This window comes from Serratia sp. EC4 (assembly GCF_059652115.1).
Map to the genome: position 1 here is coordinate 677,022 of NZ_JBNIDE010000001.1, position 19,458 is coordinate 696,479.

The window sequence follows — 19,458 nt, forward strand, 5'->3', positions numbered from 1 at the left end:
ATTATCGGAATAGCGCCGCCGCTGGCGATCGGCGGCGGCGAGGTCAGGCTCAGCGGCGGTTGCGCACCAGTTGATAACGGCGGGTCAGGTACTCTACCGGCGCGCTCCAGATATGCACCAGGCGGCAGAACGGGAACAGCACGAACAGCGTCATGCCCAGCACCATGTGCAGTTTGAAGATAATCGCCACCCCTGCCAGGTGCGCAGAGGCGCCGGCGTGGAAGGTCACTACCGCCTGCGCCCAGGCCACCAGCTTCATCATTTCGCTGCCGTCCATATGCTGGGCGGAGAACGGAATGGTCAGCAGCCCCAGACACACCTGCACCACCAACAACGTCAGGATCATGATGTCGGCGAAGCTGCTGGTGGCGCGTACCCGCGGGTTGGTCAACCGGCGCTTCAGCAACAGCGCGCCGCCGATCAGCGTCATCAGGCCGCAGGCGCCGCCGGCGATCATCGCCAGCTTCTGCTTCACGTCGATCGGCAGGAAGGCCTCATACATCCAGTGCGGCGTCAGCATGCCGAGGAAGTGGCCCGCGAAGATGCCGATAATGCCGATGTGGAACAGGTTGGACGCCAGCCGCATGCCCTTTTTATCCAGCATCTGGCTGGAGCCGGCGCGCCAGCTGTACTGCCCGTAGTCGTAACGCAGCCAGCTGCCGATCAGGAACACCGCGCCGGCCAGATAAGGGTAGATATCGAAGAAGAACTGATTCAAAAATTGCATGATTAGCGTCCTTTGGTTCCGGTTAACGCATCCGTCAGGTCCAGATACTGTGGCGCTACCGCGCCGGCGAAGCGCCGCTGGTGCGCCGTCTGCTGGGCGGAGGCGCAGCCTTGTTCGCCGAGAAACTTGATCTGCTCCTCTTCCCACACCGCATCCAGCGCCTGCGGCGTATCGTCGCGCGCCTCTTGCGCCACCTGCGTCTCCAGCGCCTGGGCCTGCACCTCGCTACCGGACAGCGCCAGCAGCAGATCAAACAGCACCGCGTACGGGCTTTCGCGCTGCTGCAGACGCGCGCCCAGCAGCGCCAGGATCGGCGCGATGTCCCGCAGCCCTTCCCGCGCCTGCGCCGCGCTGCGGCTGGCCAAATACTCCAGGTACAGCGGCAGGAAGTCCGGCAGCTCACGGCTGTCGATCTCCAGCCCGGCGGCGCGGTACTGCGCCATCAGGTCAACCATCGCCTGGCCGCGATCGCGCGACTCGCCGTGCACATGCTCAAACAGCAGCAGCGAGGTGGCGCGGCCGCGATCGAACAGTTCGCAATAGTCAGCCTGCGCGTCCAGCAACGGGCGCGCGCACAGGCGGCGGATAAACAGAATCAGCTGCGCGCTGTGGTGCAGATCCAGCTCGCTGGCCGGCTCCAGCGCTTCGATCAGCGCCTGCTGATGGTCAAACAGCGCCTGCTCCGGGTAATCCAGCAGGCGGGCGATCACTTTCAGGCTGATCATGAGGCATCCTCCGGCCGCGCGGTTTTCGCGGTCACGTCGATGGCATCGATACGGCGGCTGTTGAACAGATTGAACTTGCCGTCGCTGCCGTGGCAGCCGTCGCCGAAGCTGAAGCCGCACCCCTTGCTTTCCGGGAAGGCTTCGCGCGCCAGCTCGCGGTGGCTCGACGGCACCACGAAGCGATCTTCATAGTTGGCGATCGCCAGGTAGCGATACATCTCCTGCGCCTGCGCTTCACTCAGACCGACCTGCTCCAGCGCGCTGGTGTCCACCACGCCGTCGACGGTTTCCGCCCGCTTGTAGTGGCGCATCGCCAGCATGCGTTTCAGCGCCAGCAGCACCGGCTCGGTATCGCCGGCGGTCAACAGGTTCGCCAGATACTGCACCGGGATGCGCAGGCTCTCGACGTCCGGCAATACGCCGCTGTGCGCCAGCTCGCCGGCGTCGGCGGCCGATTGAATCGGTGACAACGGCGGCACGTACCACACCATCGGCAACGTGCGGTATTCCGGGTGCAGCGGCAGCGCCAGCTTCCAGTCCATCGCCATTTTGTACACCGGCGACTGCTGAGCGGCTTCAATGACGCCCTGCGGCACGCCGTCCGCCAGCGCCTGAGCAATCACCTTCGGATCATGCGGATCGAGGAAAATATCGAGCTGACTCTGGTACAGATCCTTGTCGTTCTCCACCGCCGCCGCCTGCTCGATGCGATCGGCGTCGTACAGCAGCACGCCGAGGTAGCGGATGCGGCCCACGCAGGTCTCCGAACAGACCGTCGGCTGCCCGGCTTCGATACGCGGGTAACAGAAGATGCACTTCTCGGACTTGCCGCTCTTCCAGTTGAAGTAGATTTTCTTGTACGGGCAGCCGGTCAGGCACATGCGCCAGCCGCGGCACTTGTCCTGGTCGATCAGCACGATGCCGTCTTCGCCGCGCTTGTAGATCGCCCCGCTCGGGCAGGTGGCGACGCAGGCCGGGTTGAGGCAGTGCTCGCACAGGCGCGGCAGATACATCATGAAGGTGTTTTCGAACTGGCCGTACATCGCCTTCTGCAGGTTGTCGAAGTTCTTGTCCTGCGAACGTTTTTCGAACTCCCCGCCGAGGATCTCTTCCCAGTTCGGGCCGCTTTCGATCTTGTTCATGCGCTGCCCGGTGATCAGCGAGCGCGGGCGCGCCACCGGCTGGTGCTTGCCCTGTTTGGCGGTGTGCAGATGCTGGTAGTCGTAATCGAACGGCTCGTAGTAGTCGTCCAGCGCCGGCACATCCGGGTTGGCGAAGATTTTCGCCAGCACGCCGACGCGGCTGCCCATGCGCGGTTCCAGCTTGCCGTTGATTTTGCGGATCCAACCGCCCTTCCATTTTTCCTGATCTTCCCAGGCGTGCGGATACCCGACGCCCGGCTTGCTTTCCACGTTATTGAACCAGGCGTACTCCATACCCTCGCGGCTGGTCCAGACGTTTTTGCAGGTGACCGAACAGGTGTGGCAACCGATGCACTTGTCCAGATTCAGCACCATGCCGACTTGCGAACGAATTTTCATTTGCTGTTCTCCTGCTGACTGCCCTGCGCGTAGTCGTTGCCTTCGTCGTCCAACCAATCAATGCGGTTCATCTTGCGCACCACCACGAACTCGTCGCGGTTGGAACCGACGGTGCCGTAGTAGTTGAAGCCGTAGGCCAACTGCGCATAGCCGCCGATCATATGGGTCGGCTTCGGACAGGCGCGGGTCACCGAGTTGTGGATGCCGCCGCGTTGGCGAGTGATCTCCGAGCCCGGCAGATTCACGATGCGCTCCTGTGCGTGGTACATCATGGTCATGCCGGCCGGGATACGCTGGCTCACCACCGCGCGCGCCGTCAGCGCGCCGTTGGCGTTGAAGGCCTCGATCCAGTCGTTGTCCGCAATGCCCAGATCGTTGGCGTCGTCTTCGCTCAGCCAGACGATCGGCCCGCCGCGCGACAGCGTCAGCATCAGCAGGTTGTCGCTGTAGGTGGAGTGAATGCCCCACTTCTGGTGCGGCGTCAGGAAGTTCAGCGCCTTCTCCTTGTTGCCGTTCGGCTTGCTGTTCAGCAGCGGCTGCGCGGCGCGGGTGTCGATCGGCGGCCGGTATACCAGCAGGCTTTCACCGAAGGCGCGCATCCACTCATGGTCCTGATACAGCTGCTGACGGCCGCTGAGGGTGCGCCACGGGATCAGCTCGTGCACGTTGGTGTAGCAGGCGTTATAGGAAACGTGTTCGTCCTCCAGACCGGACCAGGTCGGGCTGGAGATGATTTTGCGCGGCTGCGCCTGAATGTCGCGGAAGCGAATTTTCTCGTCTTCCTTGTTCAGCGCCAGGTGCCGATGATCGCGGCCGGTGACGTTGCTCAGGGCTTCCCAGGCTTTCACCGCCACCTGGCCGTTGGTTTCCGGCGCCAGCGACAGGATCACTTCCGCCGCGTCTATCGCGCTCTCGATCTTCGGCCGCCCCGCCGCCGGGCCGTCGGCCTTGACGTAGTTAAGCTGCTTGAGGAAGTCGACCTCGGTTTGGGTGTTCCAACTGATGCCCTTGCCGCCGTTGCCCAGTTTGTCCAGCAGCGGCCCCAGTGAGGTAAAGCGCTCGTAGGTGGCCGGGTAATCACGCTCCACCGCGATGATGTGCGGCGCGGTTTTACCGGGGATCAGATCGCATTCGCCCTTCTTCCAGTCCTGTACGCCGTAAGGCTGCGCCAGCTCGGCGGCGGAGTCGTGCTGGATAGGCAGGGTCACCACGTCGGTTTCCTGGCCCAGATGGCCGACGCACACCTCGGAGAAGGCCTTGGCGATGCCCTTGTAGATTTCCCAGTCGCTCTTCGAATCCCAGGCCGGATCGACCGCCGCCGACAGCGGATGAATGAACGGGTGCATGTCGGAGGTGTTCATGTCGTCTTTTTCGTACCAGGTGGCGGTCGGCAGCACCACGTCGGAGTACAGGCAGGTGCTCGACATGCGGAAATCGAGCGTCACCACCAGATCCAGCTTGCCTTCGCCGCCCTGCTCGCGCCATTCCACTTCCTGCGGCATCACGCCGCCCTGCTGGCCGAGATCTTTCCCCTGGATGCCATTTTCGGTGCCCAACAGGTATTTGAGCATGTACTCATGGCCCTTGCCGGAGGAGCCCAGCAGGTTGGATCGCCAGACGAACAGGTTACGCGGGAAGTTCTGCGGATTGTCCGGCTGCTCGGCGGCGAAGCCCAGCGAGCCGTTCTTCAGGCTGTCGACGGTAAATTCGACCGGCGATTGGCCGGCCGCGCGTGCCTGCTCCGCCAGGCGCAGCGGGTTAGCGCCCAGCTGCGGCGCCGACGGCAGCCAGCCCATGCGTTCGGCGCGCACGTTAAAGTCGATTAGGCTGCCGCCGAAGCGCGATTTGTCCGCCAGCGGCGACAGCAGCTCGTCGGTGCCGACGGTTTCATAGCGCCATTGACTGGAATGGTTGTAGAAGAACGAGGTGCTGTTCATGTGGCGCGGCGGGCGCTGCCAGTCGAGGCCGAACGCCAGCGGCAGCCAGCCGGTTTGCGGCCGCAGTTTTTCCTGGCCGACGTAGTGCGCCCAGCCGCCGCCGCTCTGGCCGACGCAACCGCAGAAGATCAGCATGTTGATCAGGCCGCGGTAGGTCATGTCCATGTGATACCAGTGGTTGACGCCGGCGCCGACGATGATCATCGAACGGCCGTGGGTCTTCTCGGCGTTTTCCGCGAACTCGCGGGCAATGCGGATGATGTTGTGGCGCGACACGCCGGTGATCTGCTCGGCCCAGGCCGGGCTGTAAGCCTTGACCTCGTCATAGTCGGCGGCGCAGTTGGCGTCGCCCAACCCGCGCTCCAGGCCGTAATTGGCCAGCGTCAGATCGTACACGCTGGTCACCAGCGCTTCGCTGCCGTCCGCCAGCCGCAGGCGTTTCACCGGCAGCTTGTGCAGCAGGATCTCGTCCAGCGCCACGCTGTTGAAATGCTCGCTGTCGGCGCCGCCGAAGTACGGGAAACCCACCTCGGCGACGTCGTCATGCATGCCCAACAGGCTGAGCTGCAGCTCGACTTCCTGTTGCGATTTGCCTTCGCGCTGTTCCAGGTTCCACTTGCCCTTCTCGCCCCAGCGGAAGCCGATGGAGCCCTGCGGCGCCACCAGATCGCCGCTGCGGCTGTCGATAGCGACAGTTTTCCACTCGGGATTGTTTTCCTGGCCCAATCCGTCCACCAGATCGGCGGCGCGCAGCAGGCGGCCGGCGGCGTAGTGGCCGCCTTCACGCGGCTCCAGCAGCACCAGCATCGGCATGTCGGTATAGCGGCGCACGTAGTCGCGGAAGTAGCCGACTTCGCGATCGAGATGGAACTCTTTCAGCATTACGTGGCCCATCGCCAGCGCCATCGCGCTGTCGGTGCCCTGCTTCGGATTCAGCCAGTGGTCGCACAGCTTGGCGACTTCGGCATAGTCCGGCGTCACCGCCACGGTTTTGGTGCCCTTGTAGCGCACTTCGGTAAAGAAGTGGGCGTCCGGGGTGCGCGTCTGCGGCACGTTGGAGCCCCAGGCGATAATGTAGGAGGAGTTGTACCAGTCGGCGGATTCCGGCACGTCGGTCTGCTCGCCCCAGGTCATCGGCGAGGCCGGCGGCAGATCGCAATACCAGTCGTAGAAGCTCAGGCAGGCGCCGCCGATCAGCGACAGGTAGCGGGCGCCGGCGGCGTAGGACACCATCGACATCGCCGGGATCGGCGAGAAGCCGATAATGCGGTCTGGGCCGAAGGTTTTGGCGGTATAGACGTTGGCGGCGGCGATCAGTTCATTGACCTCTTGCCAGCTGGAACGGACGAAACCGCCGCGGCCGCGCGCCACCTTGTAGCTTTTGGCTTTTTCCGCATCGCCGACGATAGAGCCCCAGGCCGCGACCGGATCGCTGTGCTGCGCTTTCGCTTCGCGCCACAGTTTGAGCAGACGCTTGCGCATCAGCGGGTATTTCAGCCGGTTGGCGCTGTACAGGTACCAGGAGTAACTGGCGCCGCGCGGGCAGCCGCGCGGTTCATGGTTGGGCAGATCGGGACGGGTGCGCGGATAGTCGGTTTGCTGGGTTTCCCAGGTCACCAGACCATTCTTCACGTAGATTTTCCAACTGCAGGAACCGGTGCAGTTCACGCCGTGGGTGGAACGCACCACTTTGTCGTGCTGCCAACGGCTGCGGTAGCCGTCTTCCCAGTCGCGGTTAGTGTTCAAGGTCTGGCCGTGCTCGCCAGAAAAAGGCTCCGCCAACTGCTTGAAATAGCGGAAACGGTCTAAAAATTTGCTCATCCGGAATGCTCCTGAAGGCTCTTGTCGTTATAAGAAGACATGCTCAATCTGCCGCCAGCCTACTGACGGCCAACCGGCGGCAAATTGATTGCGATCAAGAGAAAGCGGGAGGCGACGCGCGCGTCAGGGGTGAAATACCACCAAAGTATAGGTGCGATAAATGAGGTTAATTAATTGAATTAAAATGAATAAAGGAGAATATCAAGATGAAGGGGGACAGCTGGGAGGCAAGGCGGGGTATTTGGGGGTAGGACGCGGGAGAAACCTCCCGCGTGATGCTGACTCGTCGCTTTCAGCGTTGAAGCCACAGCGTCGCGGTACCCACGGCGGGCAACGTCAGCTTGACCTCCGTGCCCTCTCCCTGCTGCCGCCAACCCGCCGGAAGGCGCAAGCGGGTGCTCCCCTCTCGATAGTAAGGATTGGCTACCAGCAGCAAGGCGCGATCGCCCAGAATAAACATCCGCGCCGGCATTTGCGGGTCGCTTCCCGCCAGCGGCGTCGATTTTCCCGTCAGCAGATAAGGGGTGAAGGCGGCGATTTGCTGCGACACGGCAGCCACGCCACGCCAGGTGGCGTCAAACTCCCGTTGGTCGAAGCGGCCGGTTTTACGCTTATAAAACAGATCGGTATAAGAATAAAACAACAGCCCCTTGGCGCCGCCGATCAGCGCCTGCCAGGCCTGATTGCGAATTTCCGCCTCTGACGGCGGATGTGGCTTGCGGCGGGCGTCATAAGCGGCGTGATCCATGATTTGCATCACCACCCAGGCCCCGCGTGCCTGGCGGGCGGCCTGCACCGTCAGTTCGGTATAACGCGTCGTGCGCGTCAGATCGCGATCGTTCCCCACTGGGTAAGGGTCGGTCGCCAAAATGTCGCTGCTGTTAAAGTAGGCGTCCAACTCCCCGGTTTTGTTCAACACCTGGAAGGTGGGATGATCGCCGTCAAGCCGCTTTATTTGCAGGTTTTTTTCCTCGATCTTATCGAGATATTCCGGCCCCAGTTCATCGTTGATGTACCAGGCGAGCAGGTTGGGCTGAGAGCGCAAGCGCTGCACGTACCAGGCCGTCATCGCCGCGTAGTCGCCACCGCGCGCGGCCGGCGCGAAGCGGCTGCCGCGGTACTGATCTTTGACGGAGTAAATGACCAGCAGCCCGCGCTTGCCTGCGTTGCGGAAAAAGGCGTAAGGATCTTTCTTTTCCCCATAATCATAATTCAGCACCGTGTTGAATCCCGCCGAGGCGATGCGCGCCAAATGCTCATCGGTAGCCACGTTGGCGTAAATGCCCAACGGGAAAAGCCGTTGACCATCGCGCAGGGTAAAGCCTTCGCTGTCGATCGCGACTTTGGCCGCAGGCTGCCCGACGCGAAAAGACAGCTCGCTGCCCTGTGCCGGCTGGGATTGCTGACCGGTGACCTGCTGACGCAGGCGGTATTCCCCCTGGGCCAGGCCGGCCGGCGGTTGGTATTCGATACGGCGCTGCCCTTCAACCTGATAACGGTCGCGGCTACGGTGAACAACCTGCCCCTCGGCATTGAGCAATTCGCTGTCGACCTGCAAATGCTGCGGCTGCGCAGTGACGACCAGCGTGTCGACCTTTCCCTGCGCCGACGCGCCGAGCTGATACAACGCCGGCATAGACGCGCGAGCACACGCATAGGCGTCGTCAAACCAGGCGGTACCGGTGCTCCCCTTACGCAGATAAACGCCAAAAGTGATTCGCGCCGCCTGCGGCGGCACGGTATAGCTGGCGTTCACGTGCCGCCAGCCGCTGTCGCCGGTCACCCCAGCCGGATAACTGCCTTCCAGAAAGCGCCCCTGCGCATCAAAGCTCTGCAGATAAACCCCAGCCCCGCCGTCGCGGCTTTGCCCGCGCACGCCGCGGGTCTTGAGCCAGACGCCGAAATCTATCGTCTGTCCGGGCTCAACCTGCAGCGCCTGGTTGAAGGTACGGTATCGCGCGATATCTGCATTGTCATAACGCAGACTCCCCCTGCCACTGTGCGTATCGCCGTCGGCCTGCGCGCCCTGCGCTCGCCAGCCGCTGAGCCCTTGCTCAAAGCCGGGGTTGGTCAACAGATTGGGTTGGCAGTTCTGCGCCAGAGCCGCTGCGCCCCACAAGGCGCAACAGCCCAGAGCCGCCCGCTGATACATCCCCCTCATGGTCATTTCCTTTTCACCACGGCATTGAACAGATAGGTGGCGAACAAATAGCAGGATTTCTGGTAAGACAGCCCCAAATGCTGACGGTAAATCCGCCATTGCCAGTCCGCAGCGCGGATTTTGTTGCCCGACAGCGAATGGGTAGACAACCGGTAACAGGCCAGCGGTTCGGGAATGCAGTAGGCCAGGCCGTTACGCGCCTTCTGCAGCACCGCCAGCCACATCAAGTAGTCCTCATGCCCCACTTTTTGCTGATACACCTTACCGATGCGCTTCTGGTTATAGATGCCGGTGAGATTGCCGATCCAGTTGCTTTTCAACATGTCCTGATAGCCGATAAGCTCATCCGCACCACGGGTGTTTTTGATCAATTTCAGGTCGTCTTCGAAGGTGTAATAATGGGAACACACCACGTCATAGCGGCGGGTTTGCAAAATGCTCGCCTGGCGCGACAGCTTGTTGGGGAGCCATACGTCATCACTGTCGCAGAAGGCGATATAGTCCCCGCTCGCCGCCTCAATGCCGATGTTGCGCGTTTCCGCCACGCCCTGGTTATGCTCATTGCGTATATAGGTGAGGCGATCGTGGATAAACGGCCGCACCACCTCGGCGGTGTTGTCGGTGGACGCATCATCGATCACATACAGGTGATAGTCGGTAAATTGCTGGTTCAGCACGCCAAGGATCGATTCTTTGATAGAGTTTGCCGCGTTGTAGGCGGGCATTATCACGGATATCTTTTCCATTCTGTCCTCACTCAATGAGCTGTTGCCACTGGGGATAAATACGTTCGGGAGAAAAACGGCGAGACTTATCTAGCGCGGCGACAGAAAAGCGATCGCGCAGGTCCGGGTCGCGCATCAGTTCGAGCACGCCTTCGCTGAAGGCGGCGGCATCGTCATCGGGCACCAGATAGCCGTTGACGCCGTTGTCTATCAGCTCGGCCGGGCCGGTCTTGCAATCGTAGGCCACCAACGGCAGGCCGAAACTCATGGCTTCGATCAGCACCATCGGCAACCCCTCATAGCGCGACGTCATCAAATACAGACTGGCCTGGCGATAATAGGCCGCCACGTCGGCGGTGGCCGGCAGCAGGCTCACCTGCCGCTCCAGCCCGGCGCCTTCAATCTGCCGCCGCAGTGCGTCACGCTCAGGGCCGTCGCCAATAATCAACAGCCGCCAATCCGGCATTTGCGCCGCCACCCCGCGCCACAGCGCGATCAGACGATCGAAGCCTTTCTGATTGCTCAACCGCCCCACCGCCAGCGCCACCTTTTCCTGCAGCGCCGGCGTCGGCGCCTGTGCGCCGAACGGCGAAACGTTCTCGATCACCCGGCATTTCCCGGCGCCCACCCAGCGAGCGATGGCGTCGCGATCTTGCCGCGTCAGGAAAATCACGCGATCGCCCAACCGGTAAACCAACAACTTCAGCCATTTAAATACGCGCGGATACTGGTGAAAGCTGACGTGCTCGCTCAATAACAGCCGGCTGCGGGCACAGAACAAACGTAGAAAAGGCGTCATCACCACCGACAGTTTTCCCATGGAAACGGTAATGATCGCGTCCGCGCGTTCGCGCCGCAGTGCCAACGCCAGCCGCCATGGCCAGAACAGCGAATCGCCGCCGCCACAGCGTAGCCGGACGTCGCTCGCCAGCGGAAAGAAGCTCCGCTCGCCACACAGCGAAAACACCGCCACCTCGTAATTCGGCAGACGCGCCAGCGCATTGGCCAAACCGCTGGCGACCCGTTCAGTGCCGCCCTTGCCCGCCATATTTTCGATGACGATGATTACCTTGCGTGCTTGCATATCATCTCCTGAATCCCTGGCGCACATTGCGCAACAGCCGGCCGCCAACCGAGAACAACCCCAGCCGCGTCAGACAATCGCCATACCATTTGATCATCTTGAACTTGCCGCTCAGGCTGTGCCGCACGATGCGCGACGAGTAATAATTGAACGCCTGGGCGTTTTCCGAATACAGCGAGGCCAGCAGGTGCTTGCAGGCGAATCCGCTGATATGGCGATCGCTGGGACTGAGGAAGGTATTGATAAAGCGGTCGCTGGCCTCCAGATTAAGCTTCGCCGTCATGCGTCCGTAACGCCCCACGTCGAGAAACACCCCGCCACCGGCGTCATACGCCACTTGCGCGCCCAAATTGGTGGCGTTGACCAGAAAGCCCCAATCCTGATGCTTGTTGAGAAACTCGGGAAATAAAAAGCGGCGATCGCTTTTTTTACGCATGCTGATGGTGGATGATCGAATATCGCCCATTTCCAGAAAAAGAAAATCCTCGCCGGAAGAACCGGATTTGTAGTGAAAGTTGAAGTCACGTACCGAATCGCCGCTCACCTCTGCATAATTACCGAAGATAATATCAATATGGCGATCTTCATGCTTCTTCATGCGGCGAATAATATAGTTGGTAGTAAAGTAATCATCCGAATCGAGAAAAAACACGATCTCCGATTGCGCTAAATTGGCGCCCAGGTTGCGCGATACCGCCGCATTGCTCTTCTGTTTTTTCTCATGTAGCATCACGTTGCTATTAGTCGCCGCTATCTGGCGAATATATTTGATATCATCCTCGTCAGAGCAATCATCAACCAAAATCACCTGATAGTCGAACCCTTGGCAAGCGCTGAAAATCCGCTTCAGAGTTTTAGGCAGGTAACGCGCACTATTATAAATAGGGATCACGATCGAGAAATCCATTTCTTAACCCTCCAACTTAGAATTTATCATTTCTTTTCCACGGCAAAGCAGCAATAATGACACGTTAAATACCGGGACCAAAAAATAGGTTTCCGTTAAAGTTGTCAGCAGGAAGACAACCACCACCCAGCGCATGAATCGACTCAGCCTGCGCATATTACCCAACAGGTGAAAATAACAAAAAAGCATGACAACAGAGGCGATCCCACCAGCCGAATAAAACATGGCGATGAAGAAGAAATCGACCGGCTTATAGGGTTCGATATTCATGCCGAACAGCGGATTGGGTAGCCCCACCGCCTGAAACATCTGCCAGGAGAACCAGATGCGCCCGGTCAACGCCTGATTCAACAGCGCATCCAATGCCGGATTGCTCCCCCAGCGTATAACGCTGGCGAACTGGAAGCCTACGATGACCAACGTCAGCGCAATGCAGACTTTTCTATTGGGGGTAAAACGCAACAGCGGCGCCAACCAGAACAGTAACAACATCAACAGTGCCAACATAAAACAGGTGCGGGAATAGGAATACATCAGCACCGGGATAATTAACGCCGACACCGCCAGTGAGGCGATATTTTTCATTCCACGCGTTAATTTCGCATGGTCGATCAGGCACAGCAGCATGGCGAACAAGGCAAAAGAATAATACGCCAAGGTATTCGGGTTATCGAAACCCAGCGTTAATCTGTTGCCATAGCGCTCATCAAGGTAAACAAATCCATTGGTGTAAAAGGTATAAGGGATAACCATCAACAGCCCGGCAACCACAAAAGCGATAGCGAACATTTCAGCGCCGCGCACCATCTCGATGCGGCGGAATAAAATTATCACCGCAGAGCTGAATACCGCGCCAAAAAGGTAATCGCCATGTCCGGTGGCGATATTAACCAGAAACAGCAGAACCAAAAAACCCGCAACCGCTTTTTCCGCCATCGTAGCGATGAAAAATGCATAGCCGACATAGAGCAACATCAGGGCATTGAGCCCCATCACGGTTTTATTAATCAGCTCGCTGTTGAACGATCCCGAGGTCAGGAAAGTTTTCACGAAAAAGATCAACAGGAAGGTCAATATGATTGATTGATTGACCAAATCCCGCGACTGATTATAACCAACATTGGCATGCATGTGAAAATTGGAGGCGACTCTCTGCATAAGCGTTTACTCAGTAAAATAACTGCCCCATTCCTGCTCGATGTTTTCCGGCTTAAGCTTGCTTAATCCCGCACCAGGCGTAAACGTCAATTCACCGAAATAGACCTTCTCACCGACCTGGTAGAAATCCACGCGGACATAAGAGAACTGCTGCGCAACCTGGCGAGCCAAACGCGTCATTTCTTCCAGCCGCGTAGGTCGCGGCATCGGTTCGTCGGCATTCGGCAAGTTGATGCGGATTTCGGTGCGGTTCCAGTCGAGATCAAAAATATCGCGCCGATGGGTGCCGAAACGCTGGTAATCCACCTGGATAAACATGCGAATTTCATGGTTGTCGTTGAAACAATGAAATTTGATATCGTTCGGCACCTGCTCACCATCCAGCAACATGCGTTCCACCATGATGCAGGGTTCGATGTCCAGATAATGCTTTTCGCGACTCTGCTCGTAAAAGTTGCTGCGCATCCACGAACTGCTGAGATCGTACAATTCCGCGTAGCTAACCTGTTGCTTGTCGAACACCAACCGGTTATAGCCGCTGCCATGGTTGGCCTTCAGCACGAAGGCGTCTGGCAACTGCCTGAACGTGTCGTAGCTGAGTTCAGTGCCATGCGCATACAGCTCCACCAGATACTCTTCGCCCCACAGGCCGGCAATAAATTCGCGGACCTTGTATTTGTCCGACAAGGTGGTGTAGATGCTGCGCGGATAAATTTTGCGGCGCATGATCTTTTCGCTGAAGCCGGTCGGTTTTGACAGGTGCGGCAATTTTTTGAAATAGAGCGCGTATTTAACCTGATGGTGCCAGGCATCGGGCAGGCGCTTGGAAATGCTTTTAACCAGGGTGTTTAACATGCTCTCTCCTTAATTTGCTGACAAGACGCGGCAGGCAGTAAAAACAGGTCAGCTGCAGTCGGGTAATTTTCCCGCCACGGAATAAACTGTTCAGAACGAAGAACGAAATGAATTCCGCCAGTAGCGTAGACACCGCAGCGCCGGTCAGGCCGTAACGCGGGATCAGCAGCAGATTCATCGCCACGTTCAGCAGAGCCACCAACGGCATCTTGATGGCGATAAAGCGATAACCGGCGAACAGCACGATGCTGCGATACGAAACCGTCCCCATCACTGAGAACAGCGAGGTCAGCGTACAAATAGCCAGGATGTCGGCGGCCGGTTGAAAAGCGGCGCCATACAGCAGCGCAATAGCCGGGTGGGCGAACCACCACAGACCCAGCAGCACCGGCAACGACAGGCCCAATACCACCAGATAAAGCACCCGGATGCGGTACTCTTGCTCCAACGGGTCGCGACAGTTGGCAATACCCGGCATCAACGAGGTGATCAGCGCCATCGGCACAAAAACCCACCCCTGACTGAGGGTGGTCGCGGCGCTGAACCAGCCCACCGCCTGCTCGCCGACCAGATTGCCCAGCATGATTTGATCGATGCGGGTATAAATCACTATCGCCAGACTGGAGATGGCCAACGGCAGGCCCACTTTCAGCAAATAACGGCCATAGCGCCCGGCCTGGCGCGGCGTAACCCGCGGCGAGGCCGCAGCTTCCCCACGAAATAGCCAGAGGCGCACCAGATAAGGTACGGCGCTGCTGAGGATGTAGGGTACCGCGAACCACACCAGCGGCAGCGCGGCGCTCACCAGCGCCAGCCGCAGTCCGATCGACAACAGCAGCGCCAGGTTGTTGATCAGCGTATTGCGTTTCGACTGCAGGCGGGCATCGTAATAAATTTTGTACACGTCCTGAATCGAGAAATAGGCACTGATAAGCAGCAACAGCGTCATCAGTTGACCGGCTGGCAGCTGGCTGAAATAGCTCCATATCAGCATCGGCAGCGCCACCACCAGGAACAGCCGGCGGCGCAAACGCATCGAAGCCAACATCAGGCGAATGCCGCTCGGCGGGCGGCGGGCGACGCGGTTGAAAATGATGCTGTCGGCGCCCAGCTGCACCAGCGGCACCACAATGGCGATCGTCGCCAACAGATAGTTGAGAGCGCCAAACTGGGCGGGCCCCAGATAGCGCGCAACGTAAATGGAGACGAAGATGCCGGACAGGCTGAGCGAAACGCGTTCCAGCATCAGCCACAGGGCATTGGTGATAATGGCCTTCACCCGCTTATTCCTCTGCCTGCCGCTGATCTTCCCGATGGCTTGGATAGGCGAAGTTGTAATAGCTCATGTCGGTCGCCGCCCTTTTCACGATGCCGTTGAGGATTACGCCTCTGATCGCCACGCCATTCTGTTCGAAACGGCGCATGCTGGTTTCGATCTGCTTGACGGTGTTCACCTCAAAACGCACCACCAACAGTGACGTACCGGCGTGATTGCCGACGATGGCCGCGTCCGTCACCGCCAGAATCGGCGGCGTATCGATCAGCACCAGATCGTAGTTTTGCCCGGCCCAGCGCAGGAAATCGGCGAAACGGCGATGCATCAGCAGCTCGGACGGGTTCGGCGGCACCTGACCACGTGGCACGAAGTCCAGATTGGCGATGGCGGTTTTCCGCACCGCCTGTTCCGTCATCACTTTGCCCACCAGCATGTCGGACAGCCCTTGATGAGCGTCGTCCGATAACCAACGATGCAAAAATCCTTTACGCATATCCGCATCGATCAACAGCACCCGCTGCCCGGCCTGCGCCACCACCACCGCCAGGTTGGTGCTGGTAAAACTCTTGCCGCTTTCCGGACTGGCGCCGGAGACCATCAAAATGTTGTTTTTGGCCTCCAGCATGGCGAAATGCAGGCTGGTGCGCAGGCTGCGAATGGCCTCCACCGACAGATCCGCCGGCTCAACCGCCGCCAGGATCGGCAGGCGACGACCGCCGGATTTGGGCAACAGCAGGCGTTGTTCGCGATTGCGTTTCGCCTGCCATGGCGACAGCGGCACGGTGGCGTAGACGTTGATGCCTCGCTTCTCCAGCGTATCGATATCATTGATGCCGCGATGGAAGGCGGTGCGCAGCAGCACCACGGCCGCGGTGCCCGCAGCGCCCAGTATCAACGCCAACAACACGATTAGCATCTTTTGCGGCTGAATCGGTCGGATAGCGGTTTCCGCCTCGTCGACGATGCGAATATTGCCCACCGTGCCGGCCTTGCTGATGCTCAGCTCCTGCTGTTTGTTCATCAGTTGCATGTAAACCTGCTGATCCACCTGCACGTCGCGGGTGAGACGCAGGATCTCCTGCTGCATTTTCGGCAGCGTCTGTACCTGTTTGCCGAGCCGCGCCTTTTCCGCCTCCAGCGTGGCGCGCTTTTCCATCAGCGCCCGGTAAGCCGGGTGCACGCGGGTATAAAGCTTGGAAATCTCCGCCTCCTTGAAGGTCAGCTCGTTGAGCTGGGCTTCGAGCTGCACCTGAGTGTCCAGCACCGACTTGGCTTCCAGCGACAGATCCACCGAATCGTTTTGCTGGCGGAACTGGTTGAGCTGGTTTTCGGCGTTGTTCAACGAGGTTTGCGTTTGCGGCAGCTGCTCCTGCAGGAAGGCCAGCATTCTCTGCGCCTCTTCCGTTTTGCGATCCACGTTCTGCTGCAGGTAGTTATCGGTGATGTTCTTCAGCACCGCCTCGGCACGCTGCGGATCTTCGCTCGGCAGCGTAAACGTCATGATGCCGCTGTCCTTGCCGCTCGGCACTACGCCCAGGTATTTACGCAGATCGTCCACCGCTTCTTGACGCGCGACTTTAACCACGGTGAAACTGGTGCCCGGCGCCGCATCCAGCGCCGAAACGGTCATGCTCCACTCGCCCTGCGCCACCGGTTGCCCAACCACGCCGCTGAACAATTTGGCGCCGTCATGGCTCAGCTCGTAATGTTGCCCATCGCGCACCGTCAGCGTCAGCGCTTCGCCCTGCATGTCCGCCGGCGTTGTCAGCGTACCGATGTCCAATACCGGCGTCTTTTCACCGCTCAGTCGGGCGAAACCTTTACCGAATACCGGGAAATAGTCCGGTTCGACGCGCACCGTCAGGCCGAGGGCATCCACCGTTTTGCCGAGCACGTAGCGCGACTTGACCAGCGTCACCTCATCCTGCGTCGTCGAATTTTGCCCCAGCGAACTGTCCAGCGTTTCACGCAGCAGCGAATCGCCGGACAGCTGATTCTCCACCTGCACCACCGCCGTGGCCTGATACACCGGGGTAGCCAACAGGGCGTAGGCGACGCCCAGCGCACCGGCCACGCCGGTCACGACGGCGATCCGCCAGCGGTTATCCCACAGCGGCCCTACCAGACGCTCCCACTCCAGCTTTTCATCTTGTTCGGCCACCATCACGGACAGCGCATTGTTTTTCATCTTCTGTTCCTTATTCACCCTGCGGAGTTACCAGTTGCGCACGCGCAAGGTAGCCTCGCTGAGATCGTTAAAACTGCTGATGGTCGGCACCAGCTGGCTGATCAAACGGTTCCAGCGCGCGATAGGCGCCGCGGTGACGTACACGACGTCGTAAGGGTGCAGCTGAAATTCAGCGCCCATCGCCAGCGCGCTGGCGTCGGAGAGATCGAACTGATACAGCGTCGCCAGCCGCTGCGGGGGGTTGCCGCCGCTCGGCCGGATCACGAACACCCCGGTCGCATCCGCCACCGTCTGGCTGATCCCTTCGGAAGATCCGAGGGCTTCGGTCAGGGTCATGCCGCTGCGATCCATCTTCAGCGTCGTTTGCTTGCCCACCTCGCCCATCACGAACACTTTCAAGTTGTCATTGCGCGGAATGTAGAGGATGTCGCCCGGCTGCAGCAGCGCGTTCTGGCTGATGTCGCCACGCTGCATCAGCGCCTGCAGCGAGATGGCCCGCTCTTTGCCCTGATGCGTCAGCACCACGTTGCGCCAGTCGGCATTGTCCGTCAGGCCGCCGGCGGCGTTGATCGCATCCAGAATGGTCAGCGGCACGTTGGTGATCGCCTGCTGACCGGAGGTTTTCACCTCACCGGTCACATAAGCCTTCTGCGAGCGGAACGCGGCGATGCTGACATCCACCTGCGGGCTTTCCACATACTGCGCCAGACGGCCGGCGATCAGGCTGCGCACTTCGGTGACGGTTTTACCCACCACCGCCACGCGCCCGATATAGGGGTAAAAGATCGTGCCATCCGCATGCACCCAGTTACCGGTGTCGCTGGCGCTGCGATATTGCCCGGCCGGCGTGGTCAACTCGGGGTGATCCCAGACGGTGACGTTCAACACGTCGCCGACGCCGATACGGTATTGGTAGCTCTGCAACCGCTGGTCCAGCGCCGGATTCGGCTGGGCGACCGGTTCAACGCGCCGCATTTTCTGCAGCAGCATCGGTGACATGCGGTAGACCTGTACCTGGCTGTTCAAATCGAAATCGTCGTCTTGTTGCACGACGATGGCTTTTCCGCTGGTCGGTAAATGTGAGCCGGGAACCACCGTACAACCGCTCAATAACGCGGAGGTGAAGGCCAACGGCATCAAAAGAGGCAAATGAAAATTCATGGAAGTACCGTGATAAACGGGCTGCTGCCGCAGCCCGTGAGAGGATTAACGCCCGACGGTTGGATTATCGCTGAGCATCGTCGCCTGACGCGGTTCGCGCAACATGGCGAAATAACCGCAAAAACAGAACAGAAACGCCACCAGCATCAGGCTTTCCTGCAGTTGCAACACTTCACTGCAAATGCCGATGCAGGCCAGCGTCACCGCCAGCATGGTGCTCATTGCCAGCGCCTGACGCGCATTGAGTCCGCGACGCATCAGAATATGGTGCAAATGATCGCGGCCCGCTTTGAAGGGGCTTTGGCGGCGCAACAGGCGGCGCACCATCACGGTCACCATGTCCATCAGCGGAATGGCGATCAGCCACAGCGCGGTGACCGGGCGCATTACCGCCTGCTGCCCCTGCGTCGCCAGCAACACCAGCCACAGCACGCTGAAGCCGATCACCATGCTGCCGGCGTCCCCCATAAAGATTTTGTTACGCGCGCCGAACAGGCTCAGGTTGAACAGCAGATAAGCCGCCAGCGCGACGATCATGCCCAGGCACCACAGCGCCAGATCTCCCCGGCCACCCAGTCCGAACACGATGGCCAGCGCAATGAAGGTCACGCAGGATAAGGCGCCCAGTTGCCCGTCGATGCCATCCACCATGTTGTAGGCGTTGATCGCTCCCCATACCGCCAGCGGCGTGAGCAGCAACGCGCCATAACCGAGCATCACTTCCTGATGGCCCCAGGCATGGCCCAATGAGGAAAGCTGCATCCCTGCCGCCAGCATCATCGCCAGCGCGATCCCTCCCTGCACCATGACGCGCGGCGCCACGGGCAGATCAAAGCGGTCATCCAGCACGCCCAACACCACCAGCGCCGTAATGCACAGCAGATAGACGGTGCTGTCGGGCAGCCAGGCGGGTTGCCACAGCGCCATCAGCATCAGCGTCAGGTACACGGCGATGCCGCCGACCAACGGAATATGTCCCAGATGTTGCTTGCGCGCATTGGGCTTATCCACTAATCCCACCGTCAAGGCGACCCGGCGGGCAATAAGGATCCACGCGACCGCCAGCACAAATATCACGCTCAGTTGATATAACATCGTTCCTCCAGCGAATAAGCACGCTACCGCCCTTGAGTTACAGCTCCCAATGCGCTATTAACAAAAACAAAATTGATCCTGCCAGGATATAAGTCAG

Annotated in this window: 14 protein-coding genes; all 14 read right to left on the reverse strand. The window is 59.7% G+C overall.

Annotated features, from left to right (window positions below; genetic code table 11):
* Positions 1–49: 49 nt before the first annotated feature.
* Positions 50–727, reverse strand: a complete 678-nt coding sequence (gene narI / locus ACP39K_RS03195; RefSeq protein ID WP_033640058.1) for a respiratory nitrate reductase subunit gamma — start codon at positions 725–727, stop codon at positions 50–52.
* A gap of 2 nt (positions 728–729) precedes the next feature.
* Positions 730–1,452: a nitrate reductase molybdenum cofactor assembly chaperone gene (narJ, locus tag ACP39K_RS03200; RefSeq protein ID WP_016927362.1), complete on the reverse strand. Its 723-nt coding sequence runs from the start codon at positions 1,450–1,452 to the stop codon at positions 730–732.
* Positions 1,449–2,993, reverse strand: a complete 1,545-nt coding sequence (narH, locus tag ACP39K_RS03205) for a nitrate reductase subunit beta (RefSeq protein WP_049295806.1) — start codon at positions 2,991–2,993, stop codon at positions 1,449–1,451. Before narH ends, narJ begins: the two co-directional genes overlap by 4 nt.
* Positions 2,990–6,751: a nitrate reductase subunit alpha gene (locus tag ACP39K_RS03210; protein ID WP_497008292.1), complete on the reverse strand. Its 3,762-nt coding sequence runs from the start codon at positions 6,749–6,751 to the stop codon at positions 2,990–2,992. The genes narH and ACP39K_RS03210 overlap by 4 nt, the downstream gene beginning before the upstream one ends.
* A gap of 292 nt (positions 6,752–7,043) precedes the next feature.
* Positions 7,044–8,903, reverse strand: coding sequence for a carbohydrate binding domain-containing protein (locus ACP39K_RS03215; RefSeq protein ID WP_497008379.1), 1,860 nt, complete (start codon positions 8,901–8,903; stop codon positions 7,044–7,046).
* An 11-nt stretch (positions 8,904–8,914) separates the two neighbouring features.
* Complete coding sequence (locus ACP39K_RS03220) at positions 8,915–9,658, reverse strand: glycosyltransferase family 2 protein (protein WP_015378195.1); 744 nt, start codon at positions 9,656–9,658, stop codon at positions 8,915–8,917.
* 7 nt (positions 9,659–9,665) lie between these two features.
* On the reverse strand, positions 9,666–10,721 hold the full coding sequence (locus ACP39K_RS03225; protein WP_033640054.1) for a glycosyltransferase family 4 protein: 1,056 nt from the start codon (positions 10,719–10,721) through the stop codon (positions 9,666–9,668).
* A gap of 1 nt (position 10,722) precedes the next feature.
* Entirely contained in the window at positions 10,723–11,628 is a 906-nt protein-coding gene (locus ACP39K_RS03230; RefSeq protein ID WP_033640053.1) for a glycosyltransferase family 2 protein, read from the reverse strand.
* A 3-nt stretch (positions 11,629–11,631) separates the two neighbouring features.
* Entirely contained in the window at positions 11,632–12,786 is a 1,155-nt protein-coding gene (locus tag ACP39K_RS03235; RefSeq protein ID WP_161544824.1) for a hypothetical protein, read from the reverse strand.
* Positions 12,787–12,792: 6 nt separating this feature from the next.
* Positions 12,793–13,641 carry an ATP-grasp fold amidoligase family protein gene (locus tag ACP39K_RS03240; RefSeq protein ID WP_028127496.1) on the reverse strand — a complete coding sequence of 283 codons (849 nt, stop codon included), beginning with the start codon at positions 13,639–13,641 and terminating at the stop codon, positions 12,793–12,795.
* Positions 13,622–14,920 carry a flippase gene (locus ACP39K_RS03245; RefSeq protein WP_497008293.1) on the reverse strand — a complete coding sequence of 433 codons (1,299 nt, stop codon included), beginning with the start codon at positions 14,918–14,920 and terminating at the stop codon, positions 13,622–13,624. The genes ACP39K_RS03240 and ACP39K_RS03245 overlap by 20 nt, the downstream gene beginning before the upstream one ends.
* Positions 14,921–14,924: 4 nt before the next feature.
* On the reverse strand, positions 14,925–17,105 hold the full coding sequence (locus ACP39K_RS03250) for a polysaccharide biosynthesis tyrosine autokinase (RefSeq protein WP_016927353.1): 2,181 nt from the start codon (positions 17,103–17,105) through the stop codon (positions 14,925–14,927).
* 27 nt (positions 17,106–17,132) lie between these two features.
* Positions 17,133–18,266 (reverse strand): polysaccharide export protein, encoded by a 1,134-nt coding sequence (locus ACP39K_RS03255; RefSeq protein WP_028127497.1) that lies wholly within the window; start codon positions 18,264–18,266, stop codon positions 17,133–17,135.
* A 45-nt stretch (positions 18,267–18,311) separates the two neighbouring features.
* Complete coding sequence (wecA, locus tag ACP39K_RS03260) at positions 18,312–19,361, reverse strand: UDP-N-acetylglucosamine--undecaprenyl-phosphate N-acetylglucosaminephosphotransferase (protein WP_033640050.1); 1,050 nt, start codon at positions 19,359–19,361, stop codon at positions 18,312–18,314.
* Between the last annotated feature and the right edge of the window lie 97 nt (positions 19,362–19,458).

What these genes read in the sequence shown, in the direction of transcription:
- narI (WP_033640058.1), bottom strand. Translation starts at nt 727, where the DNA reads ATGCAATTTTTGAATCAGTTCTTCTTCGATATCTACCCTTATCTGGCC.
- narJ (WP_016927362.1), bottom strand. Translation starts at nt 1,452, where the DNA reads ATGATCAGCCTGAAAGTGATCGCCCGCCTGCTGGATTACCCGGAGCAG.
- narH (WP_049295806.1), bottom strand. Translation starts at nt 2,993, where the DNA reads ATGAAAATTCGTTCGCAAGTCGGCATGGTGCTGAATCTGGACAAGTGC.
- ACP39K_RS03210 (WP_497008292.1), bottom strand. Translation starts at nt 6,751, where the DNA reads ATGAGCAAATTTTTAGACCGTTTCCGCTATTTCAAGCAGTTGGCGGAG.
- ACP39K_RS03215 (WP_497008379.1), bottom strand. Translation starts at nt 8,903, where the DNA reads ATGTATCAGCGGGCGGCTCTGGGCTGTTGCGCCTTGTGGGGCGCAGCG.
- ACP39K_RS03220 (WP_015378195.1), bottom strand. Translation starts at nt 9,658, where the DNA reads ATGGAAAAGATATCCGTGATAATGCCCGCCTACAACGCGGCAAACTCT.
- ACP39K_RS03225 (WP_033640054.1), bottom strand. Translation starts at nt 10,721, where the DNA reads ATGCAAGCACGCAAGGTAATCATCGTCATCGAAAATATGGCGGGCAAG.
- ACP39K_RS03230 (WP_033640053.1), bottom strand. Translation starts at nt 11,628, where the DNA reads ATGGATTTCTCGATCGTGATCCCTATTTATAATAGTGCGCGTTACCTG.
- ACP39K_RS03235 (WP_161544824.1), bottom strand. Translation starts at nt 12,786, where the DNA reads ATGCAGAGAGTCGCCTCCAATTTTCACATGCATGCCAATGTTGGTTAT.
- ACP39K_RS03240 (WP_028127496.1), bottom strand. Translation starts at nt 13,641, where the DNA reads ATGTTAAACACCCTGGTTAAAAGCATTTCCAAGCGCCTGCCCGATGCC.
- ACP39K_RS03250 (WP_016927353.1), bottom strand. Translation starts at nt 17,105, where the DNA reads ATGAAAAACAATGCGCTGTCCGTGATGGTGGCCGAACAAGATGAAAAG.
- ACP39K_RS03255 (WP_028127497.1), bottom strand. Translation starts at nt 18,266, where the DNA reads ATGAATTTTCATTTGCCTCTTTTGATGCCGTTGGCCTTCACCTCCGCG.
- wecA (WP_033640050.1), bottom strand. Translation starts at nt 19,361, where the DNA reads ATGTTATATCAACTGAGCGTGATATTTGTGCTGGCGGTCGCGTGGATC.